19 protein-coding genes and 1 tRNA gene are annotated in these 23,107 nt (G+C 40.6%); 10 read left to right on the forward strand and 10 right to left on the reverse strand.

Features of this window, described 5'->3' with window-relative positions; translation table 11 throughout:
- Window positions 1-6: 6 nt before the first annotated feature.
- The 4 genes from pfkA to dprA all read right to left on the reverse strand — a co-directional run bounded on the left by pfkA (window position 7) and on the right by dprA (window position 3,612).
- The gene (pfkA, locus tag RDV53_RS02010; RefSeq protein ID WP_005696819.1) at window positions 7-972 is read right to left on the reverse strand and encodes a 6-phosphofructokinase; all 966 of its coding nucleotides are present in this window, start codon (window positions 970-972) and stop codon (window positions 7-9) included.
- A 110-nt stretch (window positions 973-1,082) separates the two neighbouring features.
- On the reverse strand, window positions 1,083-1,676 hold the full coding sequence (locus RDV53_RS02015; RefSeq protein WP_005696820.1) for an HI_0983 family protein: 594 nt from the start codon (window positions 1,674-1,676) through the stop codon (window positions 1,083-1,085).
- A complete protein-coding gene (yaaA, locus tag RDV53_RS02020) occupies window positions 1,669-2,445 on the reverse strand; it encodes a peroxide stress protein YaaA (RefSeq protein WP_005696821.1) in 777 nt (258 codons plus the stop codon). The genes RDV53_RS02015 and yaaA overlap by 8 nt, the downstream gene beginning before the upstream one ends.
- A 63-nt stretch (window positions 2,446-2,508) precedes the next feature.
- Window positions 2,509-3,612 carry a DNA-processing protein DprA gene (gene dprA, locus RDV53_RS02025; RefSeq protein WP_005696822.1) on the reverse strand — a complete coding sequence of 368 codons (1,104 nt, stop codon included), beginning with the start codon at window positions 3,610-3,612 and terminating at the stop codon, window positions 2,509-2,511.
- Between the two features lie 522 nt (window positions 3,613-4,134).
- Here dprA and leuA point away from each other — a divergent pair.
- From leuA to RDV53_RS02070, 9 genes are all read left to right on the forward strand, one after another.
- Window positions 4,135-5,682 carry a 2-isopropylmalate synthase gene (leuA, locus tag RDV53_RS02030; RefSeq protein ID WP_005696823.1) on the forward strand — a complete coding sequence of 516 codons (1,548 nt, stop codon included), beginning with the start codon at window positions 4,135-4,137 and terminating at the stop codon, window positions 5,680-5,682.
- An 86-nt stretch (window positions 5,683-5,768) separates the two neighbouring features.
- On the forward strand, window positions 5,769-6,845 hold the full coding sequence (gene leuB, locus RDV53_RS02035) for a 3-isopropylmalate dehydrogenase (protein WP_005696824.1): 1,077 nt from the start codon (window positions 5,769-5,771) through the stop codon (window positions 6,843-6,845).
- A gap of 90 nt (window positions 6,846-6,935) precedes the next feature.
- Window positions 6,936-8,345, forward strand: a complete 1,410-nt coding sequence (gene leuC / locus RDV53_RS02040) for a 3-isopropylmalate dehydratase large subunit (protein ID WP_005696825.1) — start codon at window positions 6,936-6,938, stop codon at window positions 8,343-8,345.
- Between the two features lie 10 nt (window positions 8,346-8,355).
- Complete coding sequence (gene leuD, locus RDV53_RS02045) at window positions 8,356-8,958, forward strand: 3-isopropylmalate dehydratase small subunit (protein WP_005696826.1); 603 nt, start codon at window positions 8,356-8,358, stop codon at window positions 8,956-8,958.
- Between the two features lie 175 nt (window positions 8,959-9,133).
- A complete protein-coding gene (gene metH / locus RDV53_RS02050; protein ID WP_005696828.1) occupies window positions 9,134-12,826 on the forward strand; it encodes a methionine synthase in 3,693 nt (1,230 codons plus the stop codon).
- A gap of 48 nt (window positions 12,827-12,874) precedes the next feature.
- Window positions 12,875-14,008, forward strand: a complete 1,134-nt coding sequence (locus RDV53_RS02055; protein ID WP_005696829.1) for a DUF4268 domain-containing protein — start codon at window positions 12,875-12,877, stop codon at window positions 14,006-14,008.
- Between the two features lie 339 nt (window positions 14,009-14,347).
- Entirely contained in the window at window positions 14,348-15,130 is a 783-nt protein-coding gene (locus tag RDV53_RS02060; RefSeq protein WP_005696830.1) for a hypothetical protein, read from the forward strand.
- 164 nt (window positions 15,131-15,294) lie between these two features.
- On the forward strand, window positions 15,295-16,098 hold the full coding sequence (locus tag RDV53_RS02065) for a hypothetical protein (RefSeq protein WP_005696831.1): 804 nt from the start codon (window positions 15,295-15,297) through the stop codon (window positions 16,096-16,098).
- Between the two features lie 163 nt (window positions 16,099-16,261).
- Window positions 16,262-16,729 (forward strand): hypothetical protein, encoded by a 468-nt coding sequence (locus RDV53_RS02070; RefSeq protein WP_005696832.1) that lies wholly within the window; start codon window positions 16,262-16,264, stop codon window positions 16,727-16,729.
- A gap of 89 nt (window positions 16,730-16,818) precedes the next feature.
- Here RDV53_RS02070 and RDV53_RS02075 read toward each other — a convergent pair whose 3' ends face one another.
- The 6 genes from RDV53_RS02075 to RDV53_RS02100 all read right to left on the reverse strand — a co-directional run bounded on the left by RDV53_RS02075 (window position 16,819) and on the right by RDV53_RS02100 (window position 21,880).
- A complete protein-coding gene (locus tag RDV53_RS02075) occupies window positions 16,819-18,240 on the reverse strand; it encodes a sucrose-specific PTS transporter subunit IIBC (protein WP_005696833.1) in 1,422 nt (473 codons plus the stop codon).
- 128 nt (window positions 18,241-18,368) lie between these two features.
- Window positions 18,369-18,454: transfer RNA gene (locus tag RDV53_RS02080), tRNA-Leu, on the reverse strand.
- Window positions 18,455-18,474: 20 nt separating this feature from the next.
- Window positions 18,475-18,822: a preprotein translocase subunit SecG gene (gene secG, locus RDV53_RS02085; RefSeq protein ID WP_005696834.1), complete on the reverse strand. Its 348-nt coding sequence runs from the start codon at window positions 18,820-18,822 to the stop codon at window positions 18,475-18,477.
- Window positions 18,823-18,938: 116 nt separating this feature from the next.
- Window positions 18,939-20,882: a DNA topoisomerase III gene (locus RDV53_RS02090; protein WP_005696836.1), complete on the reverse strand. Its 1,944-nt coding sequence runs from the start codon at window positions 20,880-20,882 to the stop codon at window positions 18,939-18,941.
- A gap of 4 nt (window positions 20,883-20,886) precedes the next feature.
- Window positions 20,887-21,489, reverse strand: coding sequence for a recombination mediator RecR (gene recR / locus RDV53_RS02095; RefSeq protein ID WP_005696838.1), 603 nt, complete (start codon window positions 21,487-21,489; stop codon window positions 20,887-20,889).
- A 61-nt stretch (window positions 21,490-21,550) separates the two neighbouring features.
- Window positions 21,551-21,880, reverse strand: coding sequence for a YbaB/EbfC family nucleoid-associated protein (locus RDV53_RS02100; protein WP_005696839.1), 330 nt, complete (start codon window positions 21,878-21,880; stop codon window positions 21,551-21,553).
- A gap of 135 nt (window positions 21,881-22,015) precedes the next feature.
- Here RDV53_RS02100 and RDV53_RS02105 point away from each other — a divergent pair, with 135 nt between their 5' ends.
- Window positions 22,016-23,107 (forward strand): metallophosphoesterase, encoded by a 1,092-nt coding sequence (locus tag RDV53_RS02105; protein WP_005696840.1) that lies wholly within the window; start codon window positions 22,016-22,018, stop codon window positions 23,105-23,107.

Consider the following 23,107-nt stretch of genomic DNA (forward strand, 5'->3'; position numbering starts at 1 on the left):
ACAAAATTATTCTAAGCGTTTAGCCATTTCTAACCAATCTGCTTTAAATTCACGACGCATATTGTTGATTGCATCAATAATATCGTGGTGAACTAATTTTTCATTTTGAATACCCACACAGTAGCCACCTTTACCTTGTAGCAATATATCTACCGCATATACGCCCATACGTGAAGCTAAAATACGGTCGAAGGCACAAGGTGAACCACCACGTTGAATATGACCTAATACGGTAGCACGGGTTTCATGGCCTACACGCGCTTCAATCTCACGCGCAAGAGAATGTACATCTGTGATTAATTCAGTAATCGCAATAATAGCATGACGTTTTCCGCGAATAATACTGCGTTCAATTTGACGAATTAACTCTTCACGATTAAATTCCACTTCAGATGCCACGATATATTCACAACCACCGGCAATACCTGCCGAAATGGTTAAGTCACTACAGTGACGCCCCATGATTTCCACAATAGAAATACGTTGGTGAGAACTTGAGGTATCACGTAAACGGTCAATCGCATCCACTGCTGTTTGTAGTGCAGTTTCATAACCAATTGTGTAATCTGTACCAGCCACATCGTTATCAATTGTGCCTGGAATACCCACACAAGGGAAACCGTGTTCTTCAGTAAGCAATTTTGCCCCCATGTAAGAACCATCCCCCCCGATAACAACTAAAGCATCAATACCATGTGAACGTAAAATTTCTGCACATTTTTCACGTACTGCTGGATCTTTAAATTCAGGGAAACGGGCGGAGCCTAAAAATGTACCACCACGATTAATCACATCTGAGACACTATAACGGTTTAACTGTTTGATTTTATTGTTATATAAACCTTGATAACCATCATAAATGCCGAATACTTCAAGCCCTTCTGCAAGGGCTGCGCGAACAACACCACGAATGGCAGCATTCATACCTGGTGCATCACCACCACTGGTTAATACAGCAATTTTTTTAATCATATTTACCTACTTTGAACTCTAAGAATAATTGGCATCAAGATTACACCATCCATTATTTCCTCTCTAGAAAAATTTTTAAAATTTACGTGGAATTTGATCTAGTATAAGTTTTAATGATGGAAATAACTTTCACACTTCCAAGAAAGGTCCGCTTTTTGTAATGTTTTGCTTTCTTTTGCCACTAAATATTTTTGTAAATTTTTTACTATTTTTACCTTACTTAAGCGTTGAAATTTTTTACCTTGTTCTACTTTTTGGGAATATTGATATTGTACAAAACCACAAGAAGGAATATTTTTCCCTTTTGCAATATCTACCTGCCAAGATGGATTCTGTTCTGTTGGTGCATAAATAACATAACCGTTTAACTCTGTTGCAGGTTTTTTCCTTTTATTCGAATTTGCTCGAATTTTGAAATCTTGGACACGTAAATTACGATATACTTTTTCACGCAATGCCACTCGTTGCTCAATAGAACGAGATAAATCACGATCAAGCAATACTTCAATTTGAGATTGCCAATTTTCTAATGTATCAGGCTCTGCAAGATAAACATAACGCGCAATCGTATCCAAATCTTGGCTTGCTGTAAGTTTATAAGTTTTGCCGTTGTACTCAATTTTTTCAGGAGTTTGAAGCTGACTCACTTTTGCCGCACAACCTGAGAGTAAAAGTGCGGTCAATATAACCAGGATTTTATTCATTGATATCTCGCTTAAATACAAATTCTTTTTCAGCTGAGGATGTCGCATCAAACCAATAACCACCTAGATCAAACTCTTTCAGTTGTTCAACACGTTCCAAACGATTTTGAATGATAAAACGACACATTAAACCACGGGCTTTTTTCGCATAAAAGCTGACCACTTTGTATTTACCATTCTTATTATCTAAGAAAATAGGCTTAACAATTTGTGCATCTAATTGGCTTTCTTTCACTGATTTATAGTATTCATCAGAAGCTAAATTGATCAAAATACGATCGCCTTGCTCATCAAGCGCTTGTTGCACGGATTGCGTGATGATATTTCCCCAAAAAGCATAAAGATCTTTCCCTTTGGGATTCGCTAACTTCGTGCCCATTTCCAAACGGTAAGGTTGCATTAAATCAAGGGGCTTAAGTAAACCATATAAACCGGAAAGCATACGTAAATGGCGTTGTGCGAATTGCACATCTTCATCAGATAAGCTATCCGCATCCAAACCGGTGTAAACATCACCTTTGAATGCCCAAATGGCTGCACGTGAATTTTTTTCGTTGTGAAATTTTGTCCATTCAGCAAAACGAGCGGCATTTAAGCCCGCAAGCTTGTCGCTGATCGACATTAAGGAAGAAAGATCTTGGGGAGATAATTGACGACAGATTTCAATCAGTTGCTCACTATAATCCGTCAAGTGCGGTTGAGAAACAGGAAGATTTCTGACCGCACTTTCAAAATCTAAGGTTTTTGCCGGGGAAATAATGGCTAACATAGGTTCTCCTTTCTAAAACTGAACCGTATCTTAGCACAGGATAGCCTCCTTACTCTACCCCGTTTACGCTATCCGCTTATAGAGTCCATTCTCATTGACGATTAAGTCTTGTAACTCTAAATCTAATAACTGTACTAAAAGCAAATCCACCGGCAAATTCAATGCAACCGATAAATCATCAAGACTTATCGGTGTATAACTGATATGTTGATAAAGTTCAGGATGACTCGGCTCCACCGTAAGTATTTTGGCAGTAAGTGGTTGATTGATTGGCGTATGTAATGGCGGATGAAAAGCAACGCTGTGATTGAGGCTATCTAAAATATCTTTAACATTTTCCACCAACATCGCCCCTTGCTTAATCAGTTTATGGCAGCCTTGACTGTATTCACTTTGAATATTCCCCGGCAACGCAAAAATGTCGCGGTTTTGTTCTAAGGCATAGCGTGCTGTAATGAGTGAACCACTTTTCTCTGTGGCTTCAATCACTAACGATCCTAATGAAAGCCCGCTGATAATGCGATTACGACGAGGAAAATTTTCAGCAATCGGCGCTTGCGTAGGGATAAATTCAGAAACTAATGCCCCGTTATTTTCGATAATTTGCTCGGCTAATCGACGATGTTTAGCGGGGTAAATGTGATCTAATCCGCTGCCCAATACGGCAATGGTCTGCCCTTGAATATCCACCACCGCCTGATGGCTAAATCCATCAATACCTAAAGCCAACCCACTCGTCACCGTCAATCCTGCGAGAGAAAGCTCTGTCGCAAAATATTTTGCCCAATATTCCCCATAAGCGGAACAATAACGGCTTCCAACCATGGCGATTTGCTGAGCAGAAAGTGCGGTCAAATTGCCTTTCACAAATAACAAGGGCGGAAAACCACTAATTTGTTTGAGTAAAAAAGGATACTCATTTGAAAAACAGTGGATTAAATGATGGCCTTCTTTTTCTGCCCAACTCAAAGCGGGCTCAATAAATTTCATTTCCGGCTGAAACCAACGACGAATCTGCAAAGCATCCCAACCCATTTGTTGAAATGCCACTTCATCATAATTTAACAAGTCTTCTATATTCACATGGGCCAAAATTTGTTGAATCCGCACACTGCCCAATTTGGGCACTTGAGCTAATCGCAACAAAATCGACGTAAAATCGCTCATAATTCACTCCTTTAAAAAGAAAATTATGGCGAGATTTGTCTCAAAAAATGAAAAGTTTGTCTTAATTCTGCGATTCAGATCGCAAAAAGAGAAAAAATTTTAAAAAAAATCGGCATACCAGAAACAAGGAATAAAACAGGACAAAAATGGCTTATTAAAAGCCATTTTTAGAGATTAATTCCGAGCAATGATTCATATTTAGAGAAATAAACTTTTAAGATTATGTTGAGATATTTATTTTAGATATAAATCACTAATAAATGATTTGACAGCAACATTTTTATCCGTAATATGGACAGCGTTTTACAGAATTTTTTACAGGATTATCTTTTTATGTATCAAGCTGTTTCTTTATCTCTCAACCTCCTGCTCTCACATTCTTTGTGCGGCTAAGTTGTGGATAAAAAACACCTTTATGTAAAAAATCTATTATCAACCCGCACTTTTAAGATTGCGGGTTTTTTCGTTTTAAAATCACGGTAAAAATGACCGCACTTTGAGTGATAAAAGAAGGAAAATACTATGACAGATCGCGTTATTATTTTTGATACCACCTTGCGTGATGGCGAACAAGCGTTAAAAGCAAGCTTAACCGTTAAAGAGAAATTACAGATTGCTTTAGCACTTGAACGTCTCGGCGTAGATGTGATGGAAGTCGGTTTCCCGGTTTCTTCTCAAGGTGATTTTGAATCCGTTCAAACCATTGCACGCCATATCAAAAATAGTCGTGTTGCTGCACTTTCCCGTGCGGTAATTAAAGATATTGATGCTGCAGCTGAAGCCTTAAAAGTGGCAGAAGCGTTTCGTATCCACACATTTATTGCAGTTTCAGCATTACACGTTGAAGCCAAATTAAAACGTACCTTTGACGATGTAGTTGAAATGGCGGTAGCCGCAGTAAAACATGCACGTAATTATACTGACGATGTAGAATTTTCTTGCGAAGATGCAGGCCGTACAGGTATCGACAATATTTGTCGTATTGTTGAAGCGGCAATTAATGCAGGTGCAACAACTGTAAATATTCCTGACACTGTTGGTTTCTGCTTACCTAATCAATTCGGTAATATTATTGCTGAAGTACGTAACCGCGTGCCAAATATCGACAAGGCAGTGATTTCCGTACATTGCCATAATGACTTAGGTATGGCAACGGCTAACTCCTTAACCGCTGTACAAAATGGTGCACGTCAAATTGAATGTACTATCAACGGCATTGGTGAACGCGCAGGCAATACCTCTCTTGAAGAAGTGGTGATGGCAATGAAAGTTCGTCAAGAATTTATGGGCGTGGATACACGTATCAACACACAAGAAATTCATCGTGTCAGCCAAATGGTGAGCCAACTTTGTAATATGCCAATCCAACCGAATAAAGCGATTGTAGGTTCAAATGCTTTCGCACATTCATCCGGTATTCACCAAGATGGTATGTTAAAAAACCAAAATACCTACGAAATCATGTCACCAGAAACTATCGGCTTGAAGAAAGAGAAATTGAACTTAACCGCACGTTCTGGTCGCGCAGCAGTAAAAGGCCATATGGCAGATATGGGCTACACCGAACAAGATTACGATTTAGACAAATTGTATGAAGCGTTCTTAAAATTGGCAGACAAAAAAGGCCAAGTGTTTGATTATGACTTAGAAGCTTTAGCTTTTATTGATATGCAACAAGGGGATGAAGATCGTTTAGTGTTAGATAAACTTTCTGCTCACTCTACTAAAGAATATCCAGCGACTGCGTTTGTTCAAGTGGAATTGGATGGTAAAAAATTAAGCACCTCTTCTATCGGTGGTAATGGTCCGGTTGATGCAGTTTACAATGCGATCTTGAATTTAACTGGCTTAGATATCAAAATGTCCCACTATAACTTAACTGCAAAAGGCGAAGGTGCTGAAGCGTTAGGTCAGGTGGATATCGTGGTTGAACACGAAGGGCGTAAATTCCACGGTGTTGGTTTAGCAACTGACATCGTTGAATCTTCCGCACTTGCTTTAGTTCATGCAATTAATGCCATTTACCGTGCACATAAAGTCGCCGATATTAAAAGCCACAAACATCATTAATCTATCTAATCTCCCCTTTACTTAAAGGGGAGAAAATGTGAAAAAAATTAACCGCACTTTGGTGTGACTGAAATAGGAAAAACAATATGCAATCATACAACATCGCTGTTCTACCGGGAGACGGTATTGGTCCAGAAGTGATGGCTGAAGCCATTAAAGTATTAAACAAAGTCCAAGAAAAATTCGGTTTCAAACTTAACTTCAATGAATTTTATGTAGGTGGTGCCGCAATTGATCATTGTGGTTGCCCATTACCAGCTGAAACCTTAAAAGGCTGTGATGATGCTGATGCGATTTTGTTTGGCTCTGTAGGTGGCCCAAAATGGACAAATTTACCACCGGATCAACAACCTGAACGCGGTGCATTATTACCATTGCGTAAACATTTCAAATTATTCTGTAATCTTCGTCCTGCTACCCTTTATAAAGGACTCGAAAAATTCTGTCCATTACGTGCAGATATTGCGGCAAAAGGATTTGATATGGTGGTTGTACGTGAATTAACGGGAGGGATTTATTTCGGTCAGCCTAAAGGCCGTGAAGGCGAAGGTGCACAAACTAAAGCATTCGATACGGAAGTTTATTACAAATATGAAATCGAACGCATTGCGCGTGCGGCTTTTGATGCAGCAATGAAACGTCGTAAACACGTCACTTCTGTGGATAAAGCCAACGTACTACAAGCCTCAATCTTATGGCGTGAAACCGTAACTGAAGTGGCGAAAGACTACCCTGAAGTCACTTTAGATCATATTTATATCGACAACGCGACCATGCAATTAATCAAAGCGCCTGAGTCTTTCGATGTGCTCCTCTGCTCTAACATTTTCGGCGATATTATCTCTGATGAAGCGGCGATGATCACAGGGTCTATGGGAATGCTGCCATCTGCTAGCTTAAATGAAGACGGTTTCGGCTTATATGAACCGGCTGGCGGTTCTGCACCAGATATCGCAGGCAAAGGCATTGCCAACCCAATCGCACAAATTCTTTCTGCGGCGATGATGTTGCGTTATAGCTTCAACTTAAACGAAGCAGCGGATGCCATTGAAAATGCCGTACAAAAAGTCTTAGCAAATGGTCACCGTACGGGAGATTTAGCCGATGACTCTGCCCCTGTTTCAACGGCAGAAATGGGTACATTAATCGCTAACGCAATCTAATAAAAACAATTAAAGTGCGGCTTAAAAACACCCTCAATTTTGACCGCACTTACTACTCTAACAAAAGCCTCTAACGAATTGAGAAAAATTATGGCAAAAACTCTTTACGAAAAATTATTCGATGCCCATGTGGTATACGAAGCTGAAGGCGAAACGCCGATTTTGTATATCAACCGTCATTTAATCCATGAAGTGACCAGTCCACAAGCCTTTGATGGTTTACGTGTGGCAGGCCGCCAAGTACGTCAAGTCAGCAAAACTTTCGGTACCATGGATCACAGTATTTCTACTCAAGTACGTGATGTGAACAAACTTGAAGGCCAAGCGAAAATTCAAGTATTGGAACTTGAAAAAAACACAAAAGCGACCGGTATTCAATTATTCGACATGACCACAAAAGAACAAGGTATTGTGCATGTCATGGGGCCTGAACAAGGCTTAACCTTACCAGGTATGACTATCGTGTGTGGTGACTCCCATACTGCCACTCATGGTGCGTTCGGCGCTTTGGCATTTGGTATCGGCACATCCGAAGTCGAACACGTATTAGCCACGCAAACCTTAAAACAAGCTCGCGCAAAAAATATGAAAATTGAAGTGCGTGGCAAAGTAGCACCAGGCATTACCGCAAAAGATATTATTCTTGCCATTATCGGCAAAACCACTATGGCGGGCGGTACAGGCCATGTAGTGGAATTCTGTGGTGAAGCCATTCGTGACCTTTCCATGGAAGGCCGTATGACCGTTTGTAATATGGCGATTGAAATGGGCGCGAAAGCCGGCTTAATCGCACCGGATGAAACCACTTTCGAATACTTAAAAGGTCGTCCACATGCACCGAAAGGTAAAGATTGGGATGATGCCGTTGCTTATTGGAAAACCTTAAAATCCGATGATGATGCGAAATTTGATACAGTCATCACGTTAGAAGCCAAAGATATTGCACCACAGGTAACTTGGGGAACCAACCCAGGCCAAGTAATCGGTATCGATCAGCCAGTGCCAAATCCAGCAGAAATGACCGATCCGGTGACTCGTGCCTCAGCTGAAAAAGCCTTAAATTATATTGGCTTAGACGCTAACGCTGATTTAAAAGATATCCCTGTAGATCAAGTGTTTATCGGTTCTTGTACTAATGCTCGTATCGAAGATTTACGTGCCGCAGCGGCTGTCATGAAAGGCCGCAAAAAAGCCGATAACGTAAAACGTATTTTAGTGGTGCCTGGTTCTGGTTTAGTGAAAGAACAAGCAGAAAAAGAAGGCTTGGATAAAATCTTTATCGAAGCAGGCGCTGAATGGCGTAATCCTGGCTGTTCTATGTGTTTAGGCATGAACGATGACCGTTTAGGTGAATGGGAACGCTGTGCTTCTACATCAAACCGTAACTTTGAAGGTCGCCAAGGTCGTAATGGGCGTACCCATTTAGTAAGTCCTGCGATGGCAGCGGCAGCGGGAATGTTCGGTAAATTCGTTGATATTCGTGACGTCACATTAAACTAAGGAGCAGAAAATGGCAGGATTTAAACAACTTTCAGGCCTAGTAGTGCCATTGGATGCGGCAAACGTGGACACGGATGCGATTATTCCAAAACAATTTTTACAAGCCATTACCCGCGTAGGTTTCGGCAAACACTTATTCCATGAATGGCGTTATTTGGATGTAGAAGGCACCAAGCCAAATCCAGATTTCGTATTGAATTATCCACAATATCAAGGCGCGACCATTTTATTAGCGCGTAAAAACCTTGGTTGTGGTTCTTCTCGTGAACATGCGCCTTGGGCATTAGCCGATTACGGTTTCAAAGTGATGATCGCACCAAGTTTTGCGGATATTTTCTATAACAACAGTTTAAACAACCACATGTTACCGATTCGTTTAAGCGAAGAAGAAGTGGAAGAAATCTTCCAATGGGTGTGGGCAAATGAAGGCAAACAAATCCATGTGGATTTAGAAGCGATGACCGTCACTGTAGGTGACAAAGTCTATCACTTTGAACTGGATGAATTCCGCCGTCATTGTTTATTAAACGGCTTGGATAACATCGGTTTGACGTTACAACATGAAGATGCAATCAGTGAATACGAAAAAAATATTCCGGCATTTTTACGTTAATCTGTTTTTTTACTCGGACAGCAAATATAGCTAACCATTCGGCGGACAATTTGTCCGCCTTTCTTTTTGAAAACATTCCATTTTTTTACCGCACTTTCTCCCCTTTTATTTGACAGTATCCATGCTTATCCCTATTATTCCGACCAATATTGATTGATTTTAAAAAGAGCTGTCTATGTCACATAATCAAACCGAATTACTGAAAAAATCCCTCGCTGAACGCATCCTTATTTTAGATGGTGCGATGGGGACGATGATCCAAAAATATAAACTCACTGAGGCTGATTTTAGAGGCGAGCGTTTTAAAGAAAGTGCGGTTGATTTACGTGGCAATAATGACTTGCTTACCTTAACCCAACCGCTGTTAATTTCTGCGATTCATGAGAAATATTTACAAGCGGGCGCCGATATTATTGAAACCAATACCTTCAGTTCTACCACTATTGCACAAGCGGATTATGATTTACAGTCTATTGCCTACGAACTGAATTTCGCAGGGGCAAAACTAGCGCGTTTAGCCGCAGATAAATACAGTACACCAGAAAAACCTCGCTTTGTTGCGGGCGTGTTAGGGCCAACCAACCGTACGGCCTCTATTTCTCCCGATGTAAACGACCCAGGTTTCCGTAATGTGACATTTATGGAACTGGTGGATGCCTATGCGGAAGCGACTAAAGGCTTAATTGAAGGTAGTGCAGATTTAATCATGATCGAAACCATTTTCGACACGTTAAACGCAAAAGCCGCCATTTTCGCCATTGAAACCGTGTTTGAGGAATTAGGTGTGGAATTACCGATTATGATTTCCGGCACCATTACCGATGCTTCCGGCCGTACCCTTTCTGGGCAAACCACTGAAGCGTTCTACAACTCGCTTCGTCACGCTAAACCACTGACGTTTGGTTTGAACTGTGCCCTTGGTCCAAAAGAACTCCGCCAATATGTTGAACAACTGTCTAAAATCAGCGAAACCTATGTTTCCGTCCACCCAAATGCAGGCTTGCCAAATGCCTTTGGTGGCTATGATTTGGGTGCAGAAGAGATGGCAGCACATCTGAAAGAATGGGCTGAAAGTGGCTTTGTGAACATTGTTGGCGGTTGTTGTGGTACGACGCCAGAACATATCAAAGCCTTTGCAGATGCCATGCAGGGTATTGCACCGCGTAAATTACCTGAAATTAAAACCGCGATGCGTTTATCAGGGTTAGAACCTCTTAATATTGATGATGAAAGCCTATTCGTTAACGTGGGCGAACGTAATAACGTGACCGGTTCGGCGAAATTCAAACGTTTAATTAAAGAAGACAAATTTGCCGAAGCGATTGAAATTGCCATCGACCAAGTGGAAAACGGTGCACAAGTGATCGATGTCAATATGGACGAGGCCTTGCTCGACGGCAAAAAATGCATGACCCGTTTCCTCAATATTATGGCGACCGAGCCTGATGCTGCCAAAGTGCCGGTGATGATCGACTCGTCTAAATGGGAAGTGATTGAGGCTGGTTTGCAGTCGGTGCAAGGTAAACCGATTGTGAACTCGATCTCATTGAAAGAAGGCGAAGAAATCTTTATCGACCACGCTAAACTGGTGCGTAAATACGGTGCAGCTGTGGTGGTCATGGCGTTTGACGAAGTAGGTCAAGCCGATACCGAAGATCGTAAAGTGGAAATTTGTAGCCGTGCTTATGACATTTTGGTGAACCAAGTAGGCTTCCCACCTGAAGACATTATTTTCGACCCGAATATTTTTGCTATCGGTACAGGGATTGAAGAACACAACAACTACGGTGTGGATTTCATCAATGCTACCGGTCGCATTAAACGCGCACTACCGCATGCGAAAATCTCAGGCGGGGTGTCGAATGTGTCTTTCTCATTCCGTGGTAACAACGTGATGCGTGAAGCCATTCACGCAGTGTTCCTCTATCATGCTATCAAACAAGGCATGGATATGGGGATCGTGAATGCAGGACAGCTCGCGATTTATGACGATCTCGATCCTGAATTACGTGAAATCGTGGAAGATGCGGTATTAAATCGCAGCCCTGATGCCACCGAAAAACTGCTCGATATTGCAGAAAAATATCGTAATCAAGGCAACGATGAAAGTGCGGTTGATTCTGTCGCAGAATGGCGCACTTGGCCGGTGGAAGAACGCTTAAAACACGCCCTTGTGAAAGGCATTACTACGCACATCATCGAAGACACCGAAGAGGCACGTCAAAAATTACCAACGCCGTTAGAGGTAATTGAAGGCCCTCTCATGGCAGGCATGGACGTAGTGGGTGATTTATTCGGCGACGGTAAAATGTTCCTGCCGCAAGTGGTGAAATCGGCGCGTGTAATGAAACAATCCGTGGCATATTTAGAGCCGTTTATCAACGCCACCAAACAAAAAGGCTCTAGCAACGGTAAAGTGGTGATCGCCACCGTGAAAGGTGACGTGCATGACATCGGCAAAAACATCGTGAGCGTGGTGTTGCAATGTAATAACTTTGAAGTCATTGACTTAGGCGTCATGGTGCCGGCGGACAAAATCATTCAAACCGCCATTGATGAAAAAGCTGATCTTATCGGCTTGAGCGGTTTAATTACGCCATCCCTAGACGAAATGGAATACTTCCTCGGCGAAATGACCCGTTTGGGCTTGAACTTGCCTGTTTTAATCGGCGGTGCAACGACCTCCAAAGAACATACCGCCATTAAACTGTATCCAAAATATAAACAACACGGTGTGTTCTATACCTCGAACGCCTCCCGTGCGGTAACAGTCTGTGCCACATTGATGAACCCGGAAGGGCGTACAGCATTGTGGGAACAATTCAAGAAAGATTACGAGAAAATCCAGCAATCATTCTCTAACCGCAAACCACTGCGTAAGCAACTCAGCATTAAAGAAGCACGTGCAAACCGTTTTGATGGTTTTAACGGCGAATGGGCGGATTATGTGCCACCAACACCAAAACAAACGGGCATTGTGGAATTTAAAAACGTGCCAATTGCCGAGCTGCGCAAATTTATCGACTGGTCGCCATTCTTCCGTGTATGGGGCTTGATGGGCGGCTATCCGGATGCCTTTGATCATCCGGAAAGTGGCGAAGAAGCCCGCCGCGTGTGGAATGATGCGCAAGCAATGTTAGATGCGTTTGAACAAAACCACAAACTTAACCCAAGCGGCGTATTGGGCATTTTCCCTGCAGAACGTGTGGGCGATGATGTGGTGCTATTCTCCGATGAAGACCGCACTCAACCCATCGGCACGGCTTACGGCTTACGCCAACAAACGGAACGTGGCAAAAACAGCAAAAGCCAATTTAACTTTGCCTTGAGCGACTTTATCGCCGATCGAGAAAGTGGCAAAAAAGACTGGATGGGCATGTTCGCCGTGTGTGCCGGTACCGAAGAAATGGATTTAGTGGAAGGCTACAAAGCCGCAGGCGATGACTACAATGCCATCTTACTACAAGCTGTGGGCGACCGCTTAGCGGAAGCCATGGCTGAATACCTGCACTTTGAGCTACGCACCCGCATTTGGGGCTACACGCAAGAGGAATTCGACAACCAAGGGTTAATCAATGAAAACTATGTTGGCATCCGTCCTGCACCGGGTTATCCAAGCTGCCCTGAACATACTGAAAAAGCCTTGATCTGGGATTTATTAGAAGTAGAACAACGCATCGGTATGAAACTCACCGAAAGCTACGCCATGTGGCCTGCAGCTTCTGTCTGCGGTTGGTACTTCACCCACCCGGCAAGTAACTATTTCACTTTAGGTCGCATAGATGAAGACCAAGCTCAAGATTATGCCAAACGTAAAGGTTGGGATGAGAGAGAGATGATGAAATGGTTAGGTGTGGCGATGAAGTAAATTTTATAAAAATATAAATAATATTAACCATAAATAAGGAACATCAATATGTATGTGTTAAACGAAGAAGTAAAAAAATTAGTAAAAATTAATGAAACAAAATTTTCTGAACATGGTTTAACCGAGAGATATGATTTACAAGAATGGATTGATAGTGATCCCACCATATTGTCAAAAGAGCTTGGAGAAGATGAAGATTTACTAATCATACAGAAAGAGTTTAATCGATTTGACAAAACAAAAGAGCGTTTAGACCTATTAGCTATAGATAAGAACGGAAATCTAGTTATTATCGAAAATAAGCTGGACGATAGTGGCAAAGATGTAACATGGCAAGCATTAAAATATGTTTCCTATTGCTCTACATTAACTAAAAATGAAATAATTTCAATTTATCAAGAATATTTAGATAAAAAATATCCAGGTGAAAAATATAATGCGGAACAAAAATTATCTGAGCATCTTAACAATGAAGATGCAAATATAAATATTGGATATTCTCAAAGAATAATATTAGTGGCTCGAGAATTCAGACCTGAAGTAACAAGTACCGTATTATGGCTAAGAGGTAATAGAATAGATATACAGTGTATTAAAGTTGTTCCGTATTTATTTGGTAATGATGTTATTATTGATATAGATAAAATTATACCAGTACCTGAAATTGAGGAATTTACGATAAGGGCAACTATTAAGGAAACGGAAGAAAAAGATATTGCTATAGCTAAGAATATTAGCGATAGTGTTTACTCTCAATACTGGTCTAGATTATTAGAATACGGTAAATCCAACTCCTTAGAGCTATATAGTAATAGAACAGGATCTAGTGATAACTGGATTGCCGCAGCATCAGGAATTATACCTGGAGTTATATACTCTCTTGTTTTATTAAAAGATAAAATCAGAGCTGAGTTATATATAGATAGAAAATCGGTAGAAGAAAATAAAAAAATATTTGATTTACTCAATGAAGAAAGAGAGCTTATTGAAAGCAAATTTGGTAGGGAACTAAACTGGGAACGTTTAGATGATAGAAAAGCTTCAAGAATTTCAGTCTCAACATCTTTTATTCGTGATGATTATGATAATTGGAATATTGCAATAAAATGGCATGTTGAAAATATTAAGAAACTTGAAAATGCAATGCAAGAATCATTAAGCAAAATTAAAAATAAATTTTAAATCCTATGTGGCGCACCTTCTATGTGCGCCTAATTTCAAAACCTTCTATAGCATATCATCCCTTGCACAATCCCCAATTTCCGTTATCATACCCCCCTTTCTCATTCACTCTACTCTCGGAATTTTATCGATGAATAAATTTAAAATAGCATTACCGACGACGGCGCTCTTAGGTTTATTTTATTGTGTAAAAAAGCATCCAAAGAAAGAATATAGCTAAAATTTACTTTTAAACTTCCTTAAATCAATACCTTTTCTAATATCCATGCCCTAAAACTAGCAAAACAATTTTAGATTAAGTAAACTAATCCCAAAATCCTACCGCTTGTAAGGAATCCTATGAAAAAATTTATCTCTTTGCTTTGCTTAGCATTAGTGGCTTGTTCTAGTAACAAGACGCCATCTTCTTCTGAAGAAATAACATACATTCCAGAATCTTCAGAACTGCAACATATTAGTAATGATATCGTGTATATTCGAGATATTATCAAAACCCCAGATAACAAAATTTATTTACTTGGTGATACCGAAGATTACGAGTTTTCAGGGGCTGAAATAGAATATCTTCGACCTTTGTTACAACCTGAATACATCATACCGATGTTAAAAAAGGAAGACAAAAATTACGAGCTTAGCATCAGTATTTATGCTGATCGCAGCCATAATAATGTCCAGTTAACATATCTTTTAGGTATGCCAGTTAAGCATGTGAAAACGTTACGCCAAAGTCTTCAGGGGCTAAAACCACGTTGGACTAACTATTACAGCGGCGGTACACATTGTCGTACGGACGATTTCTTCTATCCCGCACCTGCTGATTGCAAAGGAAAAGAACGCCCAACAAAACTCGTATTTGAAATAGATGCCAAAAAAGATAGACTCAATGGGAAAATCGTAAAACTGAGTAACCGAGATGATATTATGAAAAATCCATCTCTTCCTATTGCAATAAGATCGTATGTATATAATTACCGTTTAAAAACAGATAAAGAAAAACGTTCGGAAAAATGGGAGAATACAAAAGAGGCTGTCAAAGACGGGGTTAAAGATACGCTAATGATTATTACTGCACCAATCTGGCTTCCTCTCTATAGCTATGGTTTCAGTCGCAGAATCGGTTAATTAAAATAACTTTATTTTCAATAGCACCAACCAATCTGTTGGTGCTATTTTTTCTTTCATTTCATACTTTCTCGACATTTAACAATCCCTATAAAAAATAAATAGCAAAATAATTTCCTATTCAGTAAACTCATTCCAAAATCCAACCACTTATAAGGAATATTATGAAAAAATTTATCTCTTTGCTTTGCTTAGTATTAGCAGCTTGTTCTAGTAACAATACGCCACCTGCTCACGACAATACAAAGCCCTTTCACCTATATATGACTCACTTGGGAGATGAAAAAATATTTATTCGAAGTATTATTAAAACACCGGATAATAAAACTTATTTACTGAGTGATAACGAAGATTATGAGTTTTCAGGCATTGATGCGCTTTATTTACAACCTTTATTCCAGCCTGAATACATGACAAAGCTTTTAAAATCCAATAGAAGGGATGGTGAATTTTATTTAGCGCTTGGTGTTGATGCTGACCGTACTAATAACAAAGTTAAAGTAGATTATATAATGATCGTACCGATTAAATACCTTAATACGCTTCGTCAGAGCCTGAAGGGGTTAGAGCAACGCTGGGAGGTACTCTATGAGCCTGGTTCTAGTTATTGTGTGGCAAATGATTTCTTCCACAAAGAACCTTCTGAATGCAAAGATAATAAGCCTAAAACTCAAATTACTCTTCGTATGAAAGGGAAAGATAATGAGTCAATCATTGATGGGCGTATAGTGAAATTAAATAATCGTGATGAAATTTTGAAAAAATCCTCACTTCCTATGCCAATACCTACATCTCTTAGTAATTATCGTCTAAAAACAGACGAAGAGATTCGATCAGCGAAATGGCATGAAATTAAACGTGAAATTAGAGAATCAACCAAAGAGGGAGCAGAAACAGCACTAATCATTATTACTGCACCAATCTGGTTACCTATGGCGATCGGGTGGGAGCCTGGTAGGGGCAAGTAGTTAATACCATATTTTAGTTTCTTTTAATGGCGCACACCAAGATCTGTGCGCCTAATTTCAATCAAAATGCCTTAAAAACTCACCGCACTTTATCCTTTCTCGATTACTCAATTTCCGCTATTATAGTTTCTTTCTCATTCACTCTACTCTCGGAACTTTATCGATGAATAAATTTAAAATAGCATTACTCACGGTGGCATTCGTAGGTTTGTTTGCTTGTACCACAACACAACAACCAAAGAAAACCGTTAAAACGCGATTCCTTAAAAATAATATTAGCCAAACGGAATTAAACAATCCGAAAGACTACAAACGTTATTACTATTCTTGCCGTAATTCAGAAACGGGTTCAAGTTCGTATTTAACCACTTACTTCCCGCTTTCAAGAGAAAGCCGCATGAAAGATAACTTTGGTATTTATTTCCAATTAGACGGTGGAAAAGCGGTGCCATTTGATCATGTGGAAAATCGTACCTTAAATGCACAAGGAAATCGCTTTGAAGTAATTTATCGCTCTTATGAGCCGATAGATGGCAGTTATGTTGATTTAATCGCTCGTGAAAATGATTCCGTGTATTACAAGAATAATCAAGGCCTGAAAAGCACTTGGTTAAACTGTCGAGAAGGCTAATTCTCACTGAAAGTGCGGTCATTTTTAGATGCATTTTTCCAAACAAAAAAGCACGAGCTTTAACTCGTGCTTTTTCTTTTTTATTTTGATTAGGCTTTTGCTTTTGCACGTTTCACGAAAACGACTGAAAGCGTGAATGCCACCACAAATGAAATCACCATACCAATGCTGTACATCGCAAGGCTATCCGGTTTGATAGATGGAATACCTAAGAAACCTGCTGCCCCTAATGCAATGGCTTTTACATTGAAAAATGCGATAAAGGCACTTGCAAGACCTGAACCAATCATCGCCGCAAAGAAAGCTTGACGATAACGTAAGTTCACTCCGAACATTGCCGGTTCAGTAATCCCTAATAATGCAGAGATACCAGATGGTACCGCTAAGCCACGTACTTTTGGATCTTTTAATGCCACTGCCACACCTAAACAGGCCGCACCTTGTGCGATGTTTGACATGGCGGCGATTGGGAAAATAAAGGTACCACCTGTATTTGCCATTTCAGCTAATAATTGTGTTTCAACCGCAATAAAGGTTTGGTGCATACCCGTAATAACGATTGGTGCATAGAATGCCCCGAAGATCGCGCCACCAACAAAACCTAAAGTGTCATATAACCAAGTTAAGCCTGAAGCAATTAATGAACCCGCTTCACGACCGATCGGACCGATTACGGTGAATGCTAAGAAGCCCGCAATAAAGAGCGAGAATAATGGAGTAATAAGGTTATCTAAATAAGAAGGGACAAACTTACGGAAGGTTTTTTCTAAGGTTGCTAATACCCAAGCAGAAACTAATGTTGGGATGACAGTGCCTTGATAGCCGACTTTTTCAATTTCAAGACCGAATACATTCCAGTATTGGATTTTGCCTTGCGCAAGGGTTAATGCGTAGTTCCAACCATCTGCTAATGCAGGGTGAACTAATAACATCCCAAGCGCTGCCCCTAAGAATGGGTTACCGCCGAATTTACGGGTCGCAGAGAAACCAAGTAATACCGGTAAGAACACAAACGGTGCATTCGCAATGGTATTAATAAAATCCACTAAATCCGCAAGACCTGGGTGCATATCAATCACGCTTAATTCATCAACGAAGAAACCTTTCGCTGTAAGCATGGAGTGAATACCCATTAACAAACCGCCTGCGACGATTGCTGGAATGATTGGCACGAAAATATCTGCCAAACCTTTCACCAAACGTTGTAATAAGTTTTGGTTGCCTGATGCTGCTTCTGCCACTTCGGCTTTGCTCACATCGCCAATACCAAGTAATTTGGTAAGTTCAGCATGGACTTTATTCACCGTACCTGAACCGAAGATAATTTGATATTGACCGGCGACAGCAAACTGCCCTTTCACGCCTTCAATATTATCAATACCTTCTTTGTCTACTTTGCTTTCATCGTTTAACACAATACGTAAACGCGTTGCGCAATGTGCTGCTGTTGCGATGTTTTCTTTGCCGCCAAGTTTATCAATCACTTGTTGGGCGATTTGAGGGAAGTTCATTGTGCTCTCCTAATGGATCTCTAAAGAAAAAGAAATTGACCGATTGTAACCAAAACAGGGAATAATAACTAGTTATTCAAGCAAATTTTAGGCGAAAAAAAACCGACTTGATTAAGTCGGTTTATAGTTGGTGCTCTGGGCGAGACTTGAACTCGCACGGCCTGCGGCCACTACCCCCTCAAGATAGCGTGTCTACCAATTCCACCACCAGAGCGTTTATTCTGTTTTTATTCCTTATTGCGGAATATCATTATTTTTGTTTTCAACTGCTGGAGCAGCTTGTTGTTGCTGTTGTTGAACTTGTTCAGCAGTTTGAGATAAATCGTCAAATGAACCTTTTTGTACGTTGCCACGATGAGAGTTGATATTACCCAACACTAAAGCAATCACAAAAAAGCCAGTTGCTAAGATTGCGCTGGTACGAGTTAAAAAGTTACCTGCACCTGCAGAACCAAACATAGTACCTGATGCACCGCCGCCAAATGACGCACCTGCGTTCGCACCTTTACCTTGTTGAACAAGGATAAAGCCGATTAAGGCGATACAAACTAATACATAAATAAATAATAAAATATTGTACATTATTCTTTCTTCTCTAAATTGCGATTTCGCAAGAAAACTGGGTGCAAATGTTATATAAAATTCATGCTTTTCGCAAGCGCTTTCCCATTTTTTTTACTTAATTGTATTAAGTTTAATCAATTTTCAGCGTTTAAATTTTCCGATTTTTTGACCGCTCTTTTTCGTTTAGCAGGTGTCGTATTTAAACCTTTTGAAATCTGACTTAAACGACGTAATGCAGTAAAATCCACAAAACGCACCAAATCCGGCAACATTTGATTAAGCGTAAACATAAATTGCTGATAACTCGCCTGTTTTTGGCTGATATCCGTTAACTGCGCTTCCCAATGTGCCGTCATATCAGGTTGCGTAGCAATATCCGGTAGCGCTGAAATGAGGATCCGCCCCGTTTCTGTGCTGTGAATATTACGCCCTTTTTTGGTCAAAAAACCGCGTTTAAACAGCAATTCAATAATGCCCGCTCGGGTAGCTTCCGTCCCGAGACCATCCGTTTCGCGCAGAATTTTTTTCAATTCTTTATCTTGCACAAAGCGCGCAATCCCTGTCATGGCCGAAAGCAATGTCGCATCGGTAAAAGGTTTCGGCGGTTGCGTTTTTTTACTTACCACTTCGCCTCGTCCACAGTACAGGATCTGCCCTTTCTTCACGATCGGCAATAACGGCTCTTGATTTTCATCTTCGTCTTCTTTGCCAAGCAACTCTTTCCAACCAGCGGTTTGCAAGTTGCGCGCTTGAGCCACAAAAGTACCGCTCGCAATACTTAAGGTAATTTTGCTTTTACGATATTCCGCATCTGGACAGAATTGCAATAAATACTGACGCGCAATCAGTTCGTAAATATGCTGTTCATCAATACTTAAATTGATCGAACGAGTGTTAGCCGTTGGAATAATTGCATGGTGTGCTTCCACTTTTTTATCATTCCAACAACGATTACGTTGCTCACTATCCACCACCGATGGCAAGGTTTGATAAGTCTGACAATGCTGTGAAATCGCATTCATCACTTTATGTCGTTCAGCAAAATGCTCTTCTGGCAAATAACGACAATCAGAACGTGGATAAGTAATCAAACGATGGGTTTCATATAAACGTTGACAGGTATCCAACACGCTTTGCGCTGACATGCCAAACCGTTTTGCCGCATCAATCTGCAATGCTGACAAGGAATAAGGCAAAGGGGCGGTTTCTTTTTCTCGCTTATCCACATATTCGGTCACTTCGGCAGGTTGATCGGTAATACGCTTCACTACATTTTCGGCTAAGCCTAAAGATAGCACGCGCCCATCTTCATCTTGGTAGTCTTCGCAAGCTTTACTTGGTTGCCAAAGTGCAGAAAAAAGTGCGGTCGGATTTTCAGATGTTTTTTCTTCTTTAACCCACGCCAACACTTCATAGAAATCTTTTGGTTGGAAATTTTCAATTTCCAAATCTCTACGCACAATCAAGCCTAACACAGGTGTTTGCACTCGCCCAACGGAAAGCACACCATCATAACCGGCTTGGCGACCGCGAATAGTGTAAGCACGAGTCATATTAATACCATACAGCCAATCTGCACGAGCACGCGCCAGTGCGGAGGTAGCCAATGGAATAAAGTTACGATTCGGTTGGAGTTTTTGTACCGCTTTTTCGACCGCACTGGGGTTAAGATCGCTAATCAAACAACGCAAAATGCCATCACGTTTTTCGGCGGATAAATTGGCATAACTAAACACTTCATCCACCAATAACTGCCCTTCTCTATCAGGGTCACCTGCGTTAACTAAAACATCAGCTTGATGAATGAGTTTTTCCACCACGGAAAGTTGTTTTTTTACTTCCTTTCGCGGTAACAGAATCCACTTTTCAGGAATGATGGGTAAATGTTCTAAACGCCATTGTTTGAATTTCGGATCGTAGGCATCGGGTTCAGCCTGTTCGAGCAAATGCCCCACACACCAAGTCACAACATCATCATTGCCACATTTAATAAAACCATCACCTCGTTGATGAGGTTTTGGTAATACATCGGCAATCGCTCGCCCAAGACTGGGTTTCTCGGCAATAAACAGGCGCATAAGATTAGTCGATCTGACGACGACCTAAGAAAGAGTGAGTTAAGGTGGTGCCGTCCACGGTTTCTAACTCCCCACCAACAGGGATCCCGTGAGCAATACGACTTACCTTAATATTATGTTGATGGCAAATTTCAGCAATATAATTGGCTGTCGCATCGCCTTCCACCGTTGGATTGGTCGCTAAAATCACTTCGTGGAAAGATTCTTCAACCAGACGTTTTTGCAATAAATCTAAACCAATTTCTTTCGGACCAATACCATCTAAAGGCGATAAATGCCCCATTAAGACAAAATAACGCCCAGAAAATTGGCCGGTTTGCTCAATGGCTTGAATATCCGCCGGCATTTCCACCACGCAAAGCAAACCTGAATTTTGGCGACGAGGATTGTTACAAATATTGCACGTTTCCTCTTCAGTAAAATCACGGCACTGTGAACAATGCCCAATTTTAGACATTGCTTCCGTTAACGCGCGTGCTAAGTTCATCCCACCGCTACGGTTGCGCTGTAAAAGATGATAAGCCATACGCTGCGCTGATTTCGGGCCAACACCCGGCAAGCAACGAAGATTTTCAATAAGATGTTCTAAAAGTGGACTGCTTTGCATAGTATTTATGATGGGAGAAAATGGATGGTGTGTGAATCGATAAACTCACACACCCGATGAATTAAAATGGAAGTTTCATTCCTGGCGGTAATGGCATGCCTGCGGTTACAGAAGCCATTTTTTCTTTTTGCAATTCTTCTGCACGACGGACTGCATCGTTGAATGCGGCAGCGATTAAATCTTCCAACATTTCTTTATCGTCTTCCATTAAAGAAGGATCGATCTCAATACGACGGCAGTTGTGCGCACCATTAATCGTGATTTTTACTAAACCCGCACCGCTTTCGCCAGTTACTTCTAATTGGGCAATTTCTTCCTGCATTTTTTGCATTTTTTCTTGCATTTGTTGGGCTTGTTTCATCAAGCCGCCTAAACCGCCTTTTCCGAACATTGGATTTTCCTTCTTGAATTAACTAAAACGAGCCGCATTTTAGCGAAAAAATTTGCCTTTGGGAACAGAGAAATTTATTATTCCACACTTCAAAACTGGGTCAAAAACAACCGCACTTTTATTTAGGAATTGCAGATGGAAACTCGTTATTACTTCATATTTACGGCAGCTATTATTTTGTTACAACTGCTGATTTATATTTTTAATAAAACGCTGATTTGGTGGCTTAACAAACCGTTATCAAAAAAGGCTAGACGATCGATCACTTTTACCAGCTTTTTGCTTCCTAACGCCTTGGTTATTTGCCATTTTTTAAAGCTTTTTACGGTATTTCGGCTTATTGCTTTAATGCTCGCACTACTCCTTTTTTCAGCCTTTGCGAGTATTGCCGTAGGATGTGTTCATTTTCTTTTCCGAAAATCAAAATCCATCACCCAAATCGACCGCACTTTGCGTATCGCTTATCCCGTTTTATTTATTGGTATCACCGCCTTAAGTGTGTATAACGCCTATGTCACACGTGTTATTCATTATGAAATTACGCTAGATAAACCGATTAAACCATTGCGAATTGGCATGGCAAGCGATCTCCATTTAGGCAAATTATTTGGTGGGAAAGAATTGGATAAACTGGCTGATATTATGCAGCAGGAAAAGGTCGATATCATTTTACTGCCAGGTGATATCATGGATGATAACGTCAATGCTTATTTAGCCGAAAAAATGCAACCCCATTTAACTAAACTCAAAGCCCCAATGGGCGTTTATGCCACACTAGGCAATCATGACTTATTCGGTGATCAAGATCGAATTGATCGAGAAATTCGCAAAGCTGGTATTACGGTATTAAGAGATGATACATTAACATTAAATAATGAATTGGTACTGATTGGACGAAATGACAATCTTGCTCACGATAGACCAAATACCGAGACGTTATTAAAACAAGTGAATACTGATTTGCCGATTATTCTCTTGGATCACCGACCAACAGATATCGAAAAACATGCGTCACTCCCGCTTGATATTCAAGTTTCAGGGCATGCACATAAAGGGCAAGTATTCCCGGCGAGTTTAATCACGAAAATGATGTATCGTTTGGATTATGGTCATGAAAAAATTGGCAATCCACATGTTTTTGTCACTTCTGGTTACGGCTTTTGGGGCATCCCAATGCGCTTAGGTTCACAGTCTGAAGTAATTATTATTGACGTGAAAGGGAAATAA

Origin of the sequence: Haemophilus parainfluenzae ATCC 33392 (assembly GCF_031191205.1) — a bacterium.
GTDB classification, from domain to species: domain Bacteria; phylum Pseudomonadota; class Gammaproteobacteria; order Enterobacterales; family Pasteurellaceae; genus Haemophilus_D; species Haemophilus_D parainfluenzae.